This window comes from Pedobacter antarcticus, from assembly GCF_900112985.1.
Taxonomy (GTDB): Bacteria; Bacteroidota; Bacteroidia; order Sphingobacteriales; family Sphingobacteriaceae; genus Pedobacter; species Pedobacter antarcticus.
This window is the reverse complement of sequence record NZ_FONS01000012.1, coordinates 13820-31541: the sequence shown is the minus strand read 5'-3', so window position 1 is coordinate 31541 and position 17722 is coordinate 13820. Positions and strand designations below refer to the sequence as shown.

At 40.8% G+C, this 17722-nt stretch carries 14 protein-coding genes; 6 read left to right on the top strand and 8 right to left on the bottom strand.

The window, feature by feature from the left end; all coding sequences use genetic code 11:
• Positions 1-160 precede the first annotated feature (160 nt).
• From BM192_RS17890 to BM192_RS17880, 3 genes are all read left to right on the top strand, one after another.
• Positions 161-2602, top strand: coding sequence for a penicillin acylase family protein (locus tag BM192_RS17890; RefSeq protein ID WP_037440558.1), 2442 nt, complete (start codon positions 161-163; stop codon positions 2600-2602).
• A gap of 1 nt (position 2603) precedes the next feature.
• Complete coding sequence (locus BM192_RS17885) at positions 2604-2972, top strand: hypothetical protein (RefSeq protein ID WP_037440561.1); 369 nt, start codon at positions 2604-2606, stop codon at positions 2970-2972.
• A gap of 78 nt (positions 2973-3050) precedes the next feature.
• A complete protein-coding gene (locus BM192_RS17880; RefSeq protein ID WP_037440563.1) occupies positions 3051-4028 on the top strand; it encodes a LuxE/PaaK family acyltransferase in 978 nt (325 codons plus the stop codon).
• A gap of 71 nt (positions 4029-4099) precedes the next feature.
• Here BM192_RS17880 and tyrS read toward each other — a convergent pair whose 3' ends face one another.
• Complete coding sequence (tyrS, locus tag BM192_RS17875) at positions 4100-5386, bottom strand: tyrosine--tRNA ligase (protein ID WP_037440564.1); 1287 nt, start codon at positions 5384-5386, stop codon at positions 4100-4102.
• 58 nt (positions 5387-5444) lie between these two features.
• Between tyrS and BM192_RS17870 the strand changes: the two genes are divergently transcribed.
• From BM192_RS17870 to dapA, 3 genes are read left to right on the top strand one after another with little or no spacing between them, the layout of a single operon-like run.
• Positions 5445-6152, top strand: a complete 708-nt coding sequence (locus BM192_RS17870) for a hypothetical protein (protein WP_083401142.1) — start codon at positions 5445-5447, stop codon at positions 6150-6152.
• A gap of 19 nt (positions 6153-6171) precedes the next feature.
• A complete protein-coding gene (ligA, locus tag BM192_RS17865) occupies positions 6172-8184 on the top strand; it encodes an NAD-dependent DNA ligase LigA (RefSeq protein ID WP_037440567.1) in 2013 nt (670 codons plus the stop codon).
• 10 nt (positions 8185-8194) lie between these two features.
• Positions 8195-9073, top strand: a complete 879-nt coding sequence (gene dapA / locus BM192_RS17860) for a 4-hydroxy-tetrahydrodipicolinate synthase (protein WP_037440570.1) — start codon at positions 8195-8197, stop codon at positions 9071-9073.
• A 67-nt stretch (positions 9074-9140) separates the two neighbouring features.
• Here dapA and BM192_RS17855 read toward each other — a convergent pair whose 3' ends face one another.
• The 7 genes from BM192_RS17855 to murG form a co-directional block, all read right to left on the bottom strand.
• The gene (locus BM192_RS17855; protein ID WP_037440571.1) at positions 9141-9317 is read right to left on the bottom strand and encodes a hypothetical protein; all 177 of its coding nucleotides are present in this window, start codon (positions 9315-9317) and stop codon (positions 9141-9143) included.
• A gap of 264 nt (positions 9318-9581) precedes the next feature.
• A complete protein-coding gene (locus BM192_RS17850; protein WP_037440573.1) occupies positions 9582-10826 on the bottom strand; it encodes an aminotransferase class I/II-fold pyridoxal phosphate-dependent enzyme in 1245 nt (414 codons plus the stop codon).
• A gap of 159 nt (positions 10827-10985) precedes the next feature.
• Entirely contained in the window at positions 10986-12623 is a 1638-nt protein-coding gene (gene ftsZ / locus BM192_RS17845) for a cell division protein FtsZ (RefSeq protein WP_037440575.1), read from the bottom strand.
• A 128-nt stretch (positions 12624-12751) separates the two neighbouring features.
• Entirely contained in the window at positions 12752-14113 is a 1362-nt protein-coding gene (gene ftsA / locus BM192_RS17840; protein WP_037440577.1) for a cell division protein FtsA, read from the bottom strand.
• Between the two features lie 51 nt (positions 14114-14164).
• On the bottom strand, positions 14165-15256 hold the full coding sequence (locus BM192_RS17835) for a cell division protein FtsQ/DivIB (protein WP_037440579.1): 1092 nt from the start codon (positions 15254-15256) through the stop codon (positions 14165-14167).
• The gene (gene murC / locus BM192_RS17830; RefSeq protein WP_037440581.1) at positions 15249-16604 is read right to left on the bottom strand and encodes a UDP-N-acetylmuramate--L-alanine ligase; all 1356 of its coding nucleotides are present in this window, start codon (positions 16602-16604) and stop codon (positions 15249-15251) included. Before murC ends, BM192_RS17835 begins: the two co-directional genes overlap by 8 nt.
• 5 nt (positions 16605-16609) lie before the next feature.
• Positions 16610-17716: an undecaprenyldiphospho-muramoylpentapeptide beta-N-acetylglucosaminyltransferase gene (gene murG / locus BM192_RS17825; protein WP_037440582.1), complete on the bottom strand. Its 1107-nt coding sequence runs from the start codon at positions 17714-17716 to the stop codon at positions 16610-16612.
• Positions 17717-17722 lie beyond the last annotated feature (6 nt).

Genomic DNA, 17722 nt, shown 5'->3' with positions numbered 1-17722 from the left:
CAAGATTTTTTATATTTAATTACGTCGTATTTATGCCTTTATTTTTGGATCCGGATCAGCGCTATGTTGTTTTACAAAATAGATTAGTAAGGATGTTACAATTGTATTAAATTGCAGCAAACCGACTTTACGGAAAAATTGACAAAGCGAATCTAATTCTATGAGGAACAAATTTAAGGCTGCTATATACCTCGTTATACCCATATTGCTCGCTTACTCACTGAACACTAAGTTTGGTAGTGTCCCCCCAATATTAAAGTTCTTAAATCCTTTTACAGGTTTCTGGAAAAATTCGGTCGCAATTAAACAACCTAAAAAAAGCAAATTGGTTCTCCGAAACACGAAGGAAACCGTGGAGGTTGTTTTCGATGACAGGATGATCCCTCATATTTTCGCTCAAAATGACCATGATGCCTATTACGCCCAGGGATATATTACTGCACGTGACCGCCTCTGGCAGATGGATTTTCAAACACGATACGCAGCTGGTCGTTTATCGGAGGTCGTTGGTGTTAAAGCACTTGAACTCGACCGTTATCAGAGAAGAATGGGTATGGTCTATGGTGCTGAGAATTCGCTGAAGGGTATGATGGAGAATCCCAAGTCCAGAGAAATGGTCTTGGCCTACACCGCAGGAATTAACGATTATATTCATTCTCTAAATTCCGGCACATTACCGGTAGAATACAAAATTCTGGATTTTAAACCGGAGGACTGGACGCCGTTAAAATGTGCCCTTTTACTAAAACAGATGTCTGCCGTACTGGCAATGGGCTCAGACGAATTTTACATGACCAATATTCTGCAGAAATTTGGTTCTGCTGTTACCGCAGACCTTTTCCCGGATTATCCATTTCGAGAAGACCCTATCATTCCCGTAGGCACCAAATGGGACTTTAAACCATTGCAGGTTCCTTCGGCTCCGCAAGCTAATTCTGTGATTCAGACCAGTCAGATAAAAACCAAACAACTGGAAGAGGGTATTGGCAGTAATAACTGGGCAGTATCAGGAGCGAAAACAGCCTCCGGGAACCCAATACTGGCAAATGACCCCCATCTTAATCTAACTTTGCCTTCTATCTGGTACCAGATTCAGCTTCATGCTCCTGGAATGAACAGCTACGGGGTTTCCCTGCCTGGAGCTCCTGGAATTATAATTGGTTTTAATGCGCATATAGCCTGGGGCGTAACTAATGTTGCAGCGGATGTCCTGGACTTCTACCAGGTCAAATTTAAAGATGACACACATAGTCAGTATCAATATAACAATGGCTGGAAGAACACAACCAGCCGGTTGGAAAAGATAAAAATAAGGGGTGAAAAGACAGAAACCGACACAGTAATTTACACACACCACGGCCCTGTTGTCTATTTTAAAAAGCCTGATGACCTTAAAATGGCGAATAACGTTCCTACCGGAAGTGCCTTACGCTGGATCGCCCATGACCGTTCTAACGAACTCCTGACTTTTTATTACCTGAACCGTGGCAAAAGCTATCAAGACTACAGAAAGGCACTAACGTACTATACAGCCCCGGCCCAGAATTTTGTATTTGCCTCCGCAACTGATGATATTGCGATAACTGCAAATGGAAAGTTCCCTTTAAAATGGAAAAATCAGGGGAAATTTATATTGGATGGTTCGAATCCTGCAAATGACTGGAAAGGATGGATACCTGCTGCACAAAATCCAACAGTCAAAAATCCTGAAAGGAACTTCGTGAGTTCTGCAAATCAAAGTTCAACTGCGTCTGATTATCCTTATTACATCAACTGGGAATTTGCACCCTATGAAAGAGGCAAAAGAATAAACGACAGGCTGAAAAGCATGGAAAACATCACATTGGACAGCATGCGGATCATGCAGTCTGACAGCTACAGTGTTTTCGCGGAAAATATACTCCCAGCACTAATCAAAGCCTTAGACCCCGCAAAACTGAATGCAACACAGAAAGAAGCATTACAGGTCATGTACAAATGGAACAAGTCTTACGGTGCTGATGCAATTGCCCCTTCTATATTCGAACTGTGGACAAAAAGACTGTTCTTTAATATCTGGGACGACGACTTTACAATTGAAAATATACCAATGCGCTATCCTTCCCGTGACAGAACAGTGGAACTGATTCTGAAAGATCCGGGATCCAAATGGTTCGACAATGTTCGTACGCCCGAAAAGGAAACTTTGCCAGACCTCGTTTTTGAGGCATTAACCTATACTTGTGACAGCCTGGAGCGTAAATACGGTCCTATCGGCAAAGACTGGAAGTGGGGAAATGTGAAGGGCACTCACGTCCCTCACCTAGCCAATATTCCGGGCTTCGGATCTGAAATTTTATGGAATGGTGGCGGAAAGAGTACGATCAATGCATTGAGTGAAAGCAACGGCCCATCCTGGAGAATGGTTGTGGAGCTGGGTAAAAAAGGTCCGGTAGCAAAGGGAGTTTATCCTGGAGGGCAATCCGGAAACCCAGGCAGTCCTTTCTACAGAGATATGATAGGCACTTGGACCAAAGGTGAACTGTACGATCTTTACCTGATGAATTCCCCTCAGGACGAACGTGCAAAAGTTTTAAATCAGTTGACAATCAAAAAAAAATAATATGGTCTTTATAGTTGTGCTTATAGCATCTTTCCTGCTTCAGATGGTACTTCCCTGGTGGATCATCGTTCCGGTGTCTTTTATAACTTGTTGTCTGATAGGCAAGACTCCAAAAAAGTCTATATGGGAACCTTTTTTCGCCATCTTCCTTTTATGGACAGGAGTGGCTCTATCTTATAGCCTGCAGAATCAGCATATTCTGGCAGACAGGGTTGCCGAAATGTTCGGCTTGCAAACCTGGTGGCTTATTTTGTTTGTTACTGCTTTAACGGGTGGTTTCATTGTCGCCGTCAGTGGCATCTGCGGATACAAATTCCGTAAAACAATCCTAACCAAAGTGCACGTAAGTCATAGCTCGGTTAATAATTAATGAATCTGCCGCAAACCGGCAGATTCATTTCTTCTTCAGCTTTAAAAAATTGATTGTTTATGTATTTTTGCCGCTGATATGTTAATTGACTCAATTTTCTCTATTTCAAACAGTGACCAGTTTGAGCAGATAGCTCTGGATATTTTCAGGTTTCAGGCTAAGAACTGTAATCCATATGCTCAGTTTATAAAAAATCTAGGGGTGTCCCCAGAAAAGATTGACTGTCTCGCCAAGATTCCATACTTACCTATCAGTTTTTTCAAAACACATAAAATTGTTAGCACGGCGATCGATCCTGTTCGTATCTTCACTAGTTCAGGTACTACCGGGCAACAACAGAGCCGCCATTATGTAACGGATTTATCTCTGTATGAAAAAAGTTTTAATCTGGCCTTTGAACAGTTCTACGGCAACCCTGGCGACTTTTGTATCCTGGCGTTACTCCCGTCTTATATGGAAAGAGAAGGATCTTCTTTAATCTATATGGTCGATTCACTGCTGAGTCAAAGCAAACATCCTGCAAGTGGTTATTTTTTACACAATCATCAGGAATTATATGAGCAGCTCATAGCGCTTAAAAATGCCCGTCAGCAAACAATTCTAATCGGAGTTACCTACGCTTTACTTGATTTTCTGGAAAAATATCAGATCGATTTCCCTGAACTGATTATTATGGAAACGGGCGGAATGAAAGGAAAAAGGAAAGAAATGGTCAGGGAAGAGCTGCACGCGGTACTCAAGCAAGGATTCGGCGTTCCAGCGATTCACAGTGAATATGGAATGACTGAATTGCTCTCACAGGCTTATTCTCTTGGGGAAGGAATCTTCGAATGTCCCCAGTGGATGAAAATCGTACTCAGAGACACAAACGACCCACTTTCTTTAGTACATGGTAATCAAACCGGAGGTATCAATATAATTGACCTCGCCAATATAAACTCCTGTGCTTTTATAGCTACCCAGGATTTAGGCCGGGTTTATTCAAACGGAACCTTCGAAGTTCTGGGTCGTTTTGACAATGCAGATATCAGAGGTTGTAATTTACTTATACAGTAAGGATTTCAAATCCTGCTAAAATAAAAAGATCCGGCACTGGAAAACAGGCCGGATCTTTTTCTAATCCATTTTTATTCTGCGATCAGCAGGAAATAGTTCTTCTTGCCTTTTTGCACAATTATATATTGATCATTAATTAAATCAGCCGTGTTATACTGAGCTGTAAGTTCCGGGACTTTAGTTTTATTGATACTTAACCCTCCACCTTGTATTGTCTTCTTAACTTCTCCTTTTGACGGGAATACGGAAGATTTCTCGGCTAGAAGAGTAGCAACATCAACACCTGCATTCAGTTCAGCTTTGCTGATTGTATACTGAGGAACACCTTCAAAGATTTCCAGTACATGTGCCGGACTTAGACTCTCCAGAAACGCAACTGAACCATTGCCAAAAAGAAACTCTGATGTTTTTACTGCAGTTTCCAGTGCTGCTTCACTATGCGTTCTGATTGTAATATCCGTCGCCAGCGCTTTCTGAAGTATCCTTAAATGAGGAGCTGCATCATGTTCTGCTTCGAGTTTGTCCAACTCATCTTTACCTAAAAGGGTAAAAATGCGTATCCACGATTTGGCATCTGCATCTGTCGCATTTAACCAGAACTGGTAATATTTATAAGGAGATGTTTTCTCTGGATCAAGCCAGATTGCACCGCTCTCTGTTTTACCAAATTTAGTACCGTCAGCTTTTTTAATTAACTGCGTTGTTAATCCATAAGCTGTACCGCTGTCTTTCCTTCTGATGAATTCAGTACCGGTTACAATATTTCCCCATTGATCTGATCCACCCATTTGAATGGAGCAATTGTGATTTTTCCACAAATAATAGAAATCATAACCCTGAATAAGCTGGTAACTGAACTCGGTAAATGACAAACCGGAATCTCCCGTCAAACGTTTTTTAACGCTGTCTTTTGCCATCATATAATTAACAGTGATATGTTTTCCAACATCACGAATAAAATCCAGAAAGCTGAATTCACGGAACCAGTCAGCATTATTTACCATAACCGCACCATTACCTTCGTCACTGAACTTTAAAAAACGGTTCAGTTGCTGTTTAATACCGGCAAGATTTACTTCCAGCACCTCTTCAGTCAGCAGGTTCCTCTCGTCAGATTTACCTGAAGGGTCTCCAACCATTCCTGTCGCCCCGCCAACAAGCGCAAACGGCTTGTGTCCAGCTCTCTGAAAATGGATCAGGGTCATAATCTGAGTAAGGTGACCAACGTGTAAAGAATCTGCTGTAGGGTCAAAGCCAATATATCCGGAGCACATGCCTTCATTTAGTTTTTCTTCTGCATTAGGCATGATATCATGTAACATGCCTCTCCATCTTAATTCTTCAACAAAATTGGTCATCGTTCTATACTTTTCGCCAAAGATAAGAAAAGCCTTGTTAAAAAATTTCTACTTTTAAATGATGAATTTCCTTTCCCACTATTACTTCGAGAGACATACTGATAATCCTTACATTGTCCTGGGAATGGTATTACCGGATCTGATCAGAAACGCCGATAAAACCTGGAACCCACATCCTGAAAAGCATGAATATCTGTTTAACCAGTCTTTTACTGACCTGAGCTTGCTTACTGGATGGAATACACATCTTGAAGTAGACAGGCTGTTTCATAACTCCAGCTATTTCACCCTCCAGACAGCTAATCTTAAAAAATTTCTACTTCCAGCTTTAAAGGACAGCCCCGTAAAGCCTTTCTTTCTGGCACATATCGGCGTGGAACTAATGCTGGATCAACAACTGCTTCATCATCAAAAAATAAATACGTCCCGTTTCTATGATCAGTTACAGGAAGCAAACACCCCAATGCTTCATGATTTCCTCCGGAAAGCGGGAATTCCTGATATTGGAAAATTTGACAATTTTTATCAAAAGTTTATATCAAGCCGTTACCTGTTCAGCTATAATGAAACTAAAAATGTGGGTTATGCGCTTACTCAGATCTGCAAAAGGATATGGAAGGATCCTTTCACCGCGGACCAAAGTCAATTGCTCATAGACGGATTAAATTCCTACCATGAGCATACTGCCGACCTTTCTATGGAGATCTTCTCTGAGATAGAACAATTATTACCGTCAAGAGGTAATAGCCCTCTATTTTCAGACTGATTTCCTAACTTCGCATATTATGTCATCAACTGCTATTAAAGACACGATGGATGCACTGGTTAACGAGCTTAATCAGCATACCTATAATTATTATGTTCTTGCCATGCCAACCATTGCTGATTACGAATTTGATCAGAAGCTGGCTGAGTTAAACCGTATGGAGTTGGCACATCCGGAATATGCAGATCCCGACTCTCCTACTCAGAAAGTTGGCGGTGATATTACCAAAAATTTCACTACAGTGAAGCACCGCTGGCCAATGATGTCTCTGGGAAACACGTATAATGAGCAGGATTTAAGGGATTTTGATGAACGTATCACAAAGGCACTCGGCAGCAATTTCGAATATGTCTGCGAGTTAAAATTTGATGGGCTTTCTATCAGCCTGACCTACGAAAACAGCCGGCTGGTTCGGGCTGTGACACGTGGCGATGGAACAAAAGGTGATGATGTCACTGCGAATGTCAAGACAATAAGTAATATCCCGCATAAATTGAAGTCAGCGGAAGCGCCAGAATTATTTGAAATAAGAGGCGAAATATTTATGCATAAAGCTGCATTTAACAGGTTAAATATCGAAAGGGAAGAACTAGGTGAAATTACCTATGCTAACCCAAGAAACTTCGCTTCCGGTACGATTAAAATGCAGGACCCAAAAGAGGTGGCAAAAAGACCTCTGGATGCATTTTTTTATAGTCTGAATACAGAAAAAGAGTATTTTAAAACACATTATGAAAGCCTGCAGGAATTGAAAAAATGGGGTTTTCATATTTCTCAGGACACCAAACTCTGCAATGATATAGAGTCTGTTCTGGAATTCATCCATTATTGGGAGAAACGCCGTTATGAACTCGGCTACGATATCGACGGTATTGTGATTAAAGTTAATAGCTTCAATCAGCAGCAGGAATTGGGCTTTACGGCTAAATCACCGAGATGGGCAATTTCCTATAAATACAAAGCGGAGGAAGTTGAAACTGTTTTAAACAGCGTGAGTTACCAGGTCGGCCGAACTGGTGCAGTAACACCGGTTGCTAATCTGGTGCCGATACTGCTTGCAGGAACAACTGTTAAACGCGCAACTTTGCATAATGCTAATGAAATTCAACGGTTAGACCTACATATCGGTGATCGTGTGGCTGTGGAAAAAGGAGGTGAAATCATTCCAAAAATCATAAGGGTGAATTTCTCAGCCCGCCAACCGGGTGCTTTACCGGTTATTTATCCGCAGAACTGCCCGGAATGTGGAACGGAATTGATCCGTAAAGAAGGTGAAGTGGCGTTTTATTGCCCGAATGATGAGGGTTGCGGGCCACAGATTGTTGGTAAAATACAGCATTTTATCTCCCGCAAAGCGATGAATATAGATGGCCTGGGTGATGAAACTATTGTTGCTTTCTACCAAAAGGGCCTGGTAAAGCATATTAGCGACCTGTATACACTAAAAGATCATCAGGATGAGCTTAAGACAATGGAACGTTTTGGTGAAAAATCAATCACCAATATGCTCAAGGGGATTGAGCTTTCCAAACAGATGCCTTTTGAAAAGGTATTATTTGGTCTGGGGATACGCTATGTAGGAGAAACAGTCGCGAGGAAACTTGCTATCGCTACCGGTAATATTGACACCTTAATGGGCCTGAATGCCGAGCAACTTACTGCCATTGACGAAATCGGGCAACGAATAGCAGAAAGTATTCTTGAATATTTTGGTGATCCCGCACATATTCAGCAAATTGAGCTGCTTAGAACGCATGGATTACAATTTGTAGCGGAAGATGTTGCTGTGATACTGGAAAGTGACAAACTTACTGGAAAAACATTCGTAATTTCGGGAGTTTTTGAACAGCACAGCAGGGAGGAACTCAAACAATTGATTGAAAAGCATGGTGGAAAGATCCTGAGCAGCATATCCGCCAAACTGAATTATCTGCTGGCCGGCGATAATATGGGTCCTTCTAAACTAGAAAAAGCACAGAAACTAAACATTCCATTTCTTACAGTGGAAGAGTTATTAAAGCTATTGAAGTAAATACAAAAAAATGAACAGATTTCATGGAACGGGTGTAGCATTGGTTACACCATTTAATGCAGATGGATCGGTAGATTACACAGGGCTTAAAAACCTGATCAATTACCAGATCGAAGGCCAGGTAGAGTATCTGGTGTCTTTAGGAACAACAGGTGAGTCGGCCACACTTAATAAGGAAGAGAAGAAAAAAATCTGGGCATATACTGCAGAAATTAATAACGGAAGATTACCTCTTATCGCTGGAATTGGCGGAAATGATACTGCGTCAGTGGTAGATACCATTAAGAATTTTGATACAGCAGGATATGATTGTATCCTTTCAGCAAGCCCATATTATAATAAACCTTCGCAGGAAGGTATATACCAGCATTACAAAGCGATTAGTGACGTTAGCCATCTTCCAATACTTTTGTATAACGTACCTGGCAGAACGGCAAGTAATATGAGTGCAGAAACTACATGCAGATTAGCGGCAGACTTTAAGAATATAATAGGCATTAAAGAAGCTTCCGGGAACTTCGAACAGTTCAACCAGATTATGAGAGATAAACCGGCAGATTTCCTCTTAATTTCAGGTGACGATCCTATCACACTTCCGATGATTGCTTTAGGTGCCTCCGGTTTGATCTCTGTGGTTGGGAATGCTTTGCCTGCTGCAGTATCGCAATTGGTACGTCTATGTCTTCAGGGAGATTTTAGTTCGGCCCTGCCCCTGCATCTGCGCTTAATTGAGTTAACCAGGCTGGCGTTTGCGGAAGGTAACCCTGCAGGCATAAAAGCTGCATTAAAGCATTTTAACGTGTGTGGAGACCAGGTACGTCTGCCATTAGTTTCTGCGACGACTGGATTAAATGAGCAAATAATTGCTGAGCTGAACAGAATCAGCTAGAAAAGACAGCAATTGAAGTGTTTTATAAAAGCAAAAAGCGCATTGTATAACTACAATGCGCTTTTTGTTAAGCTTTGTTTTTAGACTCCTGAATTTCCAACCTTATTTCCTGAGCCAGGTTTTTAAGGTCCTGCATGCCTTTCCGTAATCGCGTTCCCGCAGCACTGTTCGCCTTATTGTAAAACTTATCAGCATCGGCTTCGATGGAAGCCAAGAGATTCTTCAATTCGTCAAATTTTTTCATTTCTAGATATTTTTTGGTTTGGTTTAGGATTTATTATAACACTTACACTAATTTAGTTCTTTAATCTAATTTAATGAAATTAGCGTGCGAAATATAATTACTATATCCAGTTTTTTTTCCACAATAAATCAAGAAAAAGACATCCTCGATAAATATGGAAACCCAATTCAAAAATTCATTTAAAAAAAGAGCCTGTATCATTGATGTGTGATTCAGGCTCTTTTTTAGGTAAAATAAGTATTCCCTTATCCGGGACAATAAATATTAAGCTTCAATATTTAATTTGTTATCTCTATAATAACCACTGTTCAATCTCTCTGCTATTGCACTAAATGCTTCAAGGGTTCGCTCTACATCATCAATCGTATGCATAGCAGTAGGAATTAAACGCAATTCGATTAGACCCTTAGGGATTACCGGATAAACAACAATTGAACAAAAGATACTATAATTCTCTCTTAGATCCATTGTTAATGCTGTTGCTTCCAGTAACTCACCTTTAAGAAAAACCGGTGTAACCATGGTATTTGTGATCCCCAGGTCAAATCCGCGTGATCTTAGCCCTTTCTGCAGGGAAGTGGCAATATGCCATAAACGCTCTCTTAGCTCTGGATTGTTTTTAAGCAACTCTAAACGCTTTAAAAGCCCAACAACCATTGGCATAGGCAAAGCCTTAGCAAAGGTCTGAGACCGCATATTATAACGGAAGAAGTTAGTCATCTCTTCTGTAGAGGCAACAAACGCGCCAATTCCAGCCATAGACTTCGCAAAAGTTGCAAAATAAATATCTACTCCTTCTATACAATTTTGTTCTTCATGAGTACCTGCTCCGGTTTTACCCATTGTACCAAACCCATGCGCATCATCGATTAATAAACGGAAGTTAAAATCCTTTTTAAGTTCGATGATTTCTTTAAGTTTTCCCTGTGCACCTGACATACCGAACACGCCTTCAGTAATCACGAGAATTCCACCACCCGACTGCTCTACTAATTTAGTAGCACGCTCCAGTTGTTTTCTCGCACTTTCGATATCATTATGCTTGTAAACAAAACGTTTGCCCAGATGTAATCGTAAACCGTCGATAATACAGGCGTGAGATTCTCCATCGTAAACGATAACATCATTTCTGTCTACAAGACAGTCAATAATAGACAACATGCCCTGATAACCAAAATTAAGCAGGAAAGCATCAGGTTTACCGACAAACGCTGCCAATTCCTGTTCCAGTTGCTCGTGATATTTGGAGTTACCTGACATCATACGTGCTCCCATAGGATAAGCCATACCAAATTCTGCCGCACCTTTCATATCTGCCTCTCTAACCTCAGGATGATTCGCTAAACCTAGGTAGTTATTTAAACTCCAAACCAAATGTTCTTTTCCGCGAAAGTTCATATGAGGTGCAATTGCTCCTTCAAGTTTAGGAAAGGAGAAATATCCATGCGACCATTTTTGATGCTGCCCGAGCGGGCCCATATGTTTTGCTATCTTTTCAAAAATATCCAATGTGATGTGTATTAAGTTCTAATTAATGTTGCAAATTTAAGCTTTCTAGCGCTTAAATACAAGGTGATACGCTACGTAATAGTCAACCTTATCAACCATTTAGTTCAAAAAAAAGCCTTAACAGTATTCTGTTAAGGCTTTTTATAAGTTTGTTCTATGTTAATCTACATTATCATGCAGGAATGAGTTGTTAGGTCTTATCTCAGTCCCACCTTCACTATCGGTACTCAATGTGAAGCGCGAAACTTGTGACTCCGAGGAGTGCTGAACCTGTTGCAATTGTGTTTGCTTACGTTTATAAGCAGGCTCATTCTCTAATTCCTGTAATCCATTAGTCGTACGAAGTTTCATACTTAAATCCTTCAGGCGCATTATGCGTTCTTTAGATTTTTTAAGCTGATCTTCGATGGACTCATCGCTTTTATCATCATCAAGCCCTGGTTCGGTTCTTTCTTCCTGATAAGATGCAGATGGGTCTGCAAATGAAGATTTAGGTTTTTCGAATACAAAATCAGTTTCAGAAACCTTGAGTTCAAAATCTGCTCCATTTTCTTGTCTGTTCTCTGTAACAGGAGTTTCCTCTTCGACAAGAGTATGTCTGATGATTCCATTCTCAGTGTCTTCATTTCTGCGGCTCATATTACCGCTATACATGTCACCGAACAGATCATTTTGCTTTTTATCGTCCTTAAGCTTCATAACCGGCTCATTGGAATAAATATTATTCCTTGGCTCGATAAATGAATTTGCTGGTTCCAGTGGTTTTACCAAAGGAGCTTCTTCAGGAGTTAATAAAGATATTTTCTTCTGTACATTCTTTTTATCCTGAGCTCTTTGTTCAGTCGTCTGAAATCCTGTAGCGATAATAGTAACCGAGATTTTTTCACCCAGATTCTCATCGATACAGTTACCCCAGATTAAGTCTGCAGTTAATCCAGCTTTATCCTGAATATAATCAGTAATAATGGCGACTTCATCCATCGTTACCTCCTGGACACCTGAGCTGATATTTAAAAGTATATATCTTGCACCTTCAATCTCATTGTCTTTAAGCAATGGAGAAGCCAATGCGCCTTCGACTGCATTTAATGCTCTATTTTCACCTTCACAAGCAAAACTACCCATAATGGAGACACCACTGTCTTTCATTACGGTACGTACATCCTTGAAATCCACGTTAATATAACCCGGCACGGTAATAATCTCTGCGATTCCTTTGGCAGCTGTTGTTAAGATATCATCAGCCTGCGCAAATGCAGAACCCAATGTAAGGTTACCAAATATTTCCCGCAGACGGTCGTTAGAAATAACCAGATAAGAGTCAACATATTTTTTAAGCTCATCAAGACCGTCTTCTGCCTGCATCTTACGTCTTTTACCTTCGAAAGAAAAAGGCGTGGTAATGATAGCTACAGTTAAAATGTCAAGTTCTTTAGCCGCCTGGGCTATAATAGGACTAGCACCTGTACCGGTACCACCACCCATACCAGCAGTGATGAACAGCATTTTTGTTGTACTGCCTAACATGCTTTTGATATCGTCTATATTTTCAATAGCCGAATTTTTTCCTACTTCAGGGATTGAGCCTGCGCCCATTCCTTCGGTTAAACTAGCGCCAAGTTGCACCTTATTAGGGATAGGACTAAACTCCAATGCTTGCGCATCAGTATTACAAATAATAAAGTCTACTCCTGCAATTCCCTGACGGTACATATGGTTAACCGCATTACCACCACCGCCACCAACACCAATTACCTTGATGATTGATGACTTATCTTTTAACATTTCAAAATACATATATTTATGAATCAGTTACTTAAAAATTGGTTTTACCTGTTCATCTCTCAACGTAATATTAACACTTTTTCAACATAGGTTTTCCACAACTGTTAAAAATGTGGAAAAATTGTTTGATGTTGATAACATTACGGTTTGATATAATCTTCATCACTAACGTTCATATCATCTTTAATAAAGTCTTTGGTCTTCGCCAGCAACTTATCAAACAATCCACCTCCGCTTCGTTTTACTTTATCTTTAACAGCTGCCGGTTTCTCAACATACACACCAGGCTGTTTCAGTTCTTCCATTAATTCTTCTGCTTTCTGAATCCCTTTGATCAGCAAACCTACGCTGGTAGCATACATTGGACTTTTCAGATCATCATAGATCGTTTTTGGCATATCCTCATATTTCGACAAATGTTCATTAGGATAACCTACACGACAGTCAAGTCCTGTTACATACTCAACTAACTGCGCCAGGTGTTTCAACAACGCACCACCACCGGTAATCACAACACCACCGATCAGTTTCTTTTCATAACCTGAGGATTTGATTTCGTAATAAACATGCTCAATGATTTCTTCCATACGGGCCTGGATCACATAAGCTAAATTTTTAACTGAAATCTCTTTCGGTTCACGGCCACGCAGACCAGGAACACAGATTATCTCATTTTCCTTGTTTTCTTCAGCAAGGGCAGAACCAAATCGGGTCTTCAACAATTCTGCCTGATTTCGCATTACAGAACATCCTTCACGAATATCTTCAGTCACACTGTTACCACCAAAAGGGATCACTGCAGTATGACGGATAATTCCCTCGTGGAATATAGCGATATCGGTGGTACCACCTCCAATATCCACTAAGGCGATACCTGCTTCTTTCTCCTCTTCACTCAAAACAGATTCTGACGAAGCGAGAGGCTCAAGTATCAACTCCTGAGTTTGCAGCCCTGCATTGGTCACGCAACGCATAATATTTTTAACCGCAGTAACCTGACCTGAGATGATATGGAAATTCGCTTCCAGGCGTACGCCTGCCATACCAATCGGATCTTTTACTCCTGGTTCATTATCTACAGTAAATTCCTGGGGCAGTACATGAATAATTTCTTCTCCCGGGGGCATAACCAGTTTGAACATATCATCAATTAACTTATCCAGATCTTTTTTACTGATTTCATTATTCAGTTCTCTTCTTGTCAGAATACCACGATGCTGCAAACTTTTGATATGCTGCCCGGCTATACCAACGTTCACCACACGCACTTCAACGTTGGACTGTCCGCTGGCCAGTTCTACGGCCTGTGAGATTCCCTGAACTGTTTTCTGAATATTGGAAACCACACCACGGGTGACACCAGCGGATTCAGCTTTACCAATGCCCAGAACTTCTATTTTACCATGCTGTGTTCTGCGACCAACTATCACACAGATTTTTGTGGTACCAATATCCAACCCCACTACTATCGGGGATTGAGCGGTAGATTTTTCTTTGCCCATAACTATATTAATTTGTCGAATTATATACTATTTGTTTTCCAGGTATCTGTTTTACTTCTTATCTGTTTTCTTTGCCTGTGGAGCTTTTTCCGGCTTAGCTACAGGCTTTTTTACAACTTTGACCTCAGCCTTAGGTTTTGCTACTGCTGGAGCCTTTTCCGGCTTAGCTGCAGGCTTTTTTACAACTTTGACCTCAGTCTTAGGTTTTACCTCTGCGGGAGGTTTAACCGGAGCCGGTTTAAATTCAGGGTTATTTCTGAGTTCAGCTGCGATTTCAGCTTTGACAATAGAATCCATAACCTTTCTGACAGTCAGCGGTGTTGGCCTTGGCACATTTGCCCCCGACAATCTGGAAGATACAGAATCAAGGTTGTTTTTCTCACAAACAATCTGATTGGTGTACTTAATATTAATTGTTTTATAGGTGTCCCAGCCTACTTTAGGCATCGCCTTTTTATAGAATGTAAGCAGATTACTCATTTTAGTTTCCAAGGAATCTGCATTACCCAATATGATCCGCTGGTTACCGACCCTGGGAATGAATTCAATATCGTCTTTATCATTAACAAAAATCTGTTCAATTTGTGAGTCCCATAAACTGTCTTTTTTCAAAAACAGTGCCGTTTTATACAAATCCGAAGCCATCTTTGTGATCAGTGTATCAACCTTACCAGTAAAGTGCTCCATGATACGGCCATTTGCCACAAGGACATTTGCCGTAAAGTTCGAAGACACAGGCATTTTCAATCCATATTTATCAATATAGAAGTCTTGCCCAGTCATATTAATAATTCTTAAAAGTGGTTGACGCTGGTTAATTTCAATATGAATGACACCATCCATATCGGCGTAAACAGTAGACAATGCGATATAGGGATTGGCCTTAATTTTTTCTTCTATAGCATGCAGATTGATACTGGTGAGATGCCTTCCGATTAACTGTCCTTCATTCTGCTTTAAAATTGCGTCAATCTCTTCACGCTCGATAAAATTGTCCGCACCAGGTATCAGAATTTTGATATTGGTACATTTAACAGACTGTTTCTTAACTGAGACAAAACTCATCAGCGCAGCAATTCCACCAAGGGTAATTACCCAGGCAAAACATTTGAACACCAACCTCCATTTTATCTGTTTAAGCATTTTCCATTATTTTTTTAAGTGGTTGTATCAACGTATCTATATTACCGGCTCCAACAGTAAGCAGAAGTCCTGGTTTTTCATTCTCCACATAATTTAGCACTTCCGCCATGGTATATACGGCACTATTTTCAAGCGTTATTTTAGCTAATAAATATGCAGAATTAATCCCTTCCAGCGGCAACTCACGAGCCGGATAGATATCCAGTAATAACAATTCATCAACTGAACTTAAAACTTCTGCAAATCCGGCTGCAAAGTCCCTGGTCCGGGTAAATAAATGCGGCTGAAAAATAACCGTAAGCTTCTGTCCCGGATATAATTCCCTCACCGCATGAAAACATGCCCTTAACTCCTCGGGGTGATGCGCGTAATCGTCTATATACACGTGTGAGTCGGTTCGGACTATAGTTTCAAATCTGCGTTTAACCCCCTTAAAATTACCCAACGCATGTTTAATTAACGCGGCGCTTATTCCCAGTTTTAATGCAACTGCGATAGAAGCAGTAATATTTTCAACATTATGCCGTCCGGGAAGTTGGATTTCAATCCGTTCAATCTTAAATTCTCCCTGCTGATAATCAAAAACAAAACGACCGTTCTGAACATGAATATTTTTAGCACAGATATCAGCGGTATCACTAGCGGCGTAAGTTTCTCCGCTACTTAAAGGCAATCCTTCCCTGTAATAGAGCTGACCTTTCTCTTTTAACTGTCCTGCAAACAGGTAAAAAGATTCATGTAACTGTGCAGCATCACCATAAATATCCAAATGATCTGCATCCATTGATGTGATTACCGCAATATCCGGATGAAGAGTCAGGAAAGATCGATCATATTCATCTGCCTCGACGACAACTACATGATTATCTCCAAGAAGAAAATTAGTTTGATAATTCGTCGCTATACCGCCAAGAAATGCTGTACAGCCAAACCCACTATCAGTTAAGATATGCGCAATCACAGAGGAGGTTGTCGTTTTGCCATGCGTTCCAGCAACTGCGATACAGAATTGTCCTTTACTGATTAATCCAAGAACCTGTGAGCGTTTTTGCAAGTCAAACCCACGATCTTTGAAAAAATTCAATAACACGGATGTCTTAGGGATAGCTGGTGTATAAACGACCAGTAGATCTTCAGCAGGCTCTTCCATGCCTTCGGGAAGCGCCGACAAATCATCGTTATAATTCAATAGGATTCCTTCATTCTCAAGCGCAATAGTCAGTGTGGTACGCGTTTTATCATACCCATACACTGTACATCCGCGGTTCTTGAAATAGCGTGCAAGTGCGCTCATTCCGATACCACCGGCTCCCATAAAATACACACGCTTAATCAAATCCAGTTCCATATCAATTAACTTTTAGCTGCAAGTTTCATGACTTCATACGCAATCAGATCGTCTGATTCCCGTAAAGCCATCTTACCAATATTTTCCGAGAGCTCTTCGCAACGAGCCTCATTGTTTAATAACTCAAGCGCCGATTGCACCAGCGTATCCTCAGCAGAACGATCTGCTATCATTAAAGCAGCGTTTTTAGTAACCAATGCCAATGCATTTTTAGTCTGATGATCTTCAGCCACATTGGGCGAAGGCACTAAAATTACAGGCTTTTTAATGAGGCATAATTCTGCTATGGTACCTGCACCTGCTCTTGAAATAATTACATCAGCAGCTGCATAGGCAAGATCCATCTGATTTAGAAATTCCATTATCCTAATGTTAGGGTGAAAAGCTTGTCCCAGTCTTTCCATAATACCCTGGTAATAATATTTACCTGTCTGCCAGATCAGCTGCACATCCTGTTTAATAAATTCCTGTATATGCTTTTCGATACTTTTATTCAATGTTCCGGCACCGAGGCTTCCACCTGTAACCAGGACTGTTTTCTTAAGTGGGTCTAGCTTTAGTAACTCTGCGCCATGAAACCGTTTATTATAAATATCAACAACCTCTTTGCGAACAGGGTTGCCTGTCTTTAAGAGCTTTTCAGCTGGAAAAAATGAAGCCATATCATCAAAAGCAACACAAATTTTAGCTGCATTTTTCCCTAGCCACTTATTCGTTACACCTGCGTAGGAGTTCTGCTCCTGAATCAGGTAAGGTACATTCTTCCAGGAAGCAGCCATAAGCAACGGACCAGAAGCATATCCACCCACCCCAACAACGACATCGGGACGAAAGCTACTAATCACCTGAGCTGCCTTAACAAGACTGCCCGCAAGTTTCATTGGCAGCCCCAGGTTTTTCAGGAGTGAGCCACGCTGAATTCCGCTAATATTTAGCCCGACTATTTCATAACCGGCTGCTGGAACTTTTTCCATTTCCATACGGCCTTCAGCGCCGACAAACAAGATTTCACACCCTGGCTCCATACGTCTCAACGCATTAGCAATAGAAATTGCCGGAAAAATATGTCCGCCTGTTCCACCTCCCGATATGATTATTCTTGTTGGTCTCATTTTTTC

Excerpts from the sequence above, each read along its gene's own strand:
- BM192_RS17890 (WP_037440558.1), top strand. The coding sequence starts at position 161 with ATGAGGAACAAATTTAAGGCTGCTATATACCTCGTTATACCCATATTG.
- BM192_RS17885 (WP_037440561.1), top strand. The coding sequence starts at position 2,604 with ATGGTCTTTATAGTTGTGCTTATAGCATCTTTCCTGCTTCAGATGGTA.
- BM192_RS17880 (WP_037440563.1), top strand. The coding sequence starts at position 3,051 with ATGTTAATTGACTCAATTTTCTCTATTTCAAACAGTGACCAGTTTGAG.
- tyrS (WP_037440564.1), bottom strand. The coding sequence starts at position 5,386 with ATGACCAATTTTGTTGAAGAATTAAGATGGAGAGGCATGTTACATGAT.
- BM192_RS17870 (WP_083401142.1), top strand. The coding sequence starts at position 5,445 with ATGATGAATTTCCTTTCCCACTATTACTTCGAGAGACATACTGATAAT.
- ligA (WP_037440567.1), top strand. The coding sequence starts at position 6,172 with ATGTCATCAACTGCTATTAAAGACACGATGGATGCACTGGTTAACGAG.
- dapA (WP_037440570.1), top strand. The coding sequence starts at position 8,195 with ATGAACAGATTTCATGGAACGGGTGTAGCATTGGTTACACCATTTAAT.
- BM192_RS17855 (WP_037440571.1), bottom strand. The coding sequence starts at position 9,317 with ATGAAAAAATTTGACGAATTGAAGAATCTCTTGGCTTCCATCGAAGCC.
- ftsZ (WP_037440575.1), bottom strand. The coding sequence starts at position 12,623 with ATGTATTTTGAAATGTTAAAAGATAAGTCATCAATCATCAAGGTAATT.
- ftsA (WP_037440577.1), bottom strand. The coding sequence starts at position 14,113 with ATGGGCAAAGAAAAATCTACCGCTCAATCCCCGATAGTAGTGGGGTTG.
- BM192_RS17835 (WP_037440579.1), bottom strand. The coding sequence starts at position 15,256 with ATGCTTAAACAGATAAAATGGAGGTTGGTGTTCAAATGTTTTGCCTGG.
- murC (WP_037440581.1), bottom strand. The coding sequence starts at position 16,604 with ATGGAACTGGATTTGATTAAGCGTGTGTATTTTATGGGAGCCGGTGGT.
- murG (WP_037440582.1), bottom strand. The coding sequence starts at position 17,716 with ATGAGACCAACAAGAATAATCATATCGGGAGGTGGAACAGGCGGACAT.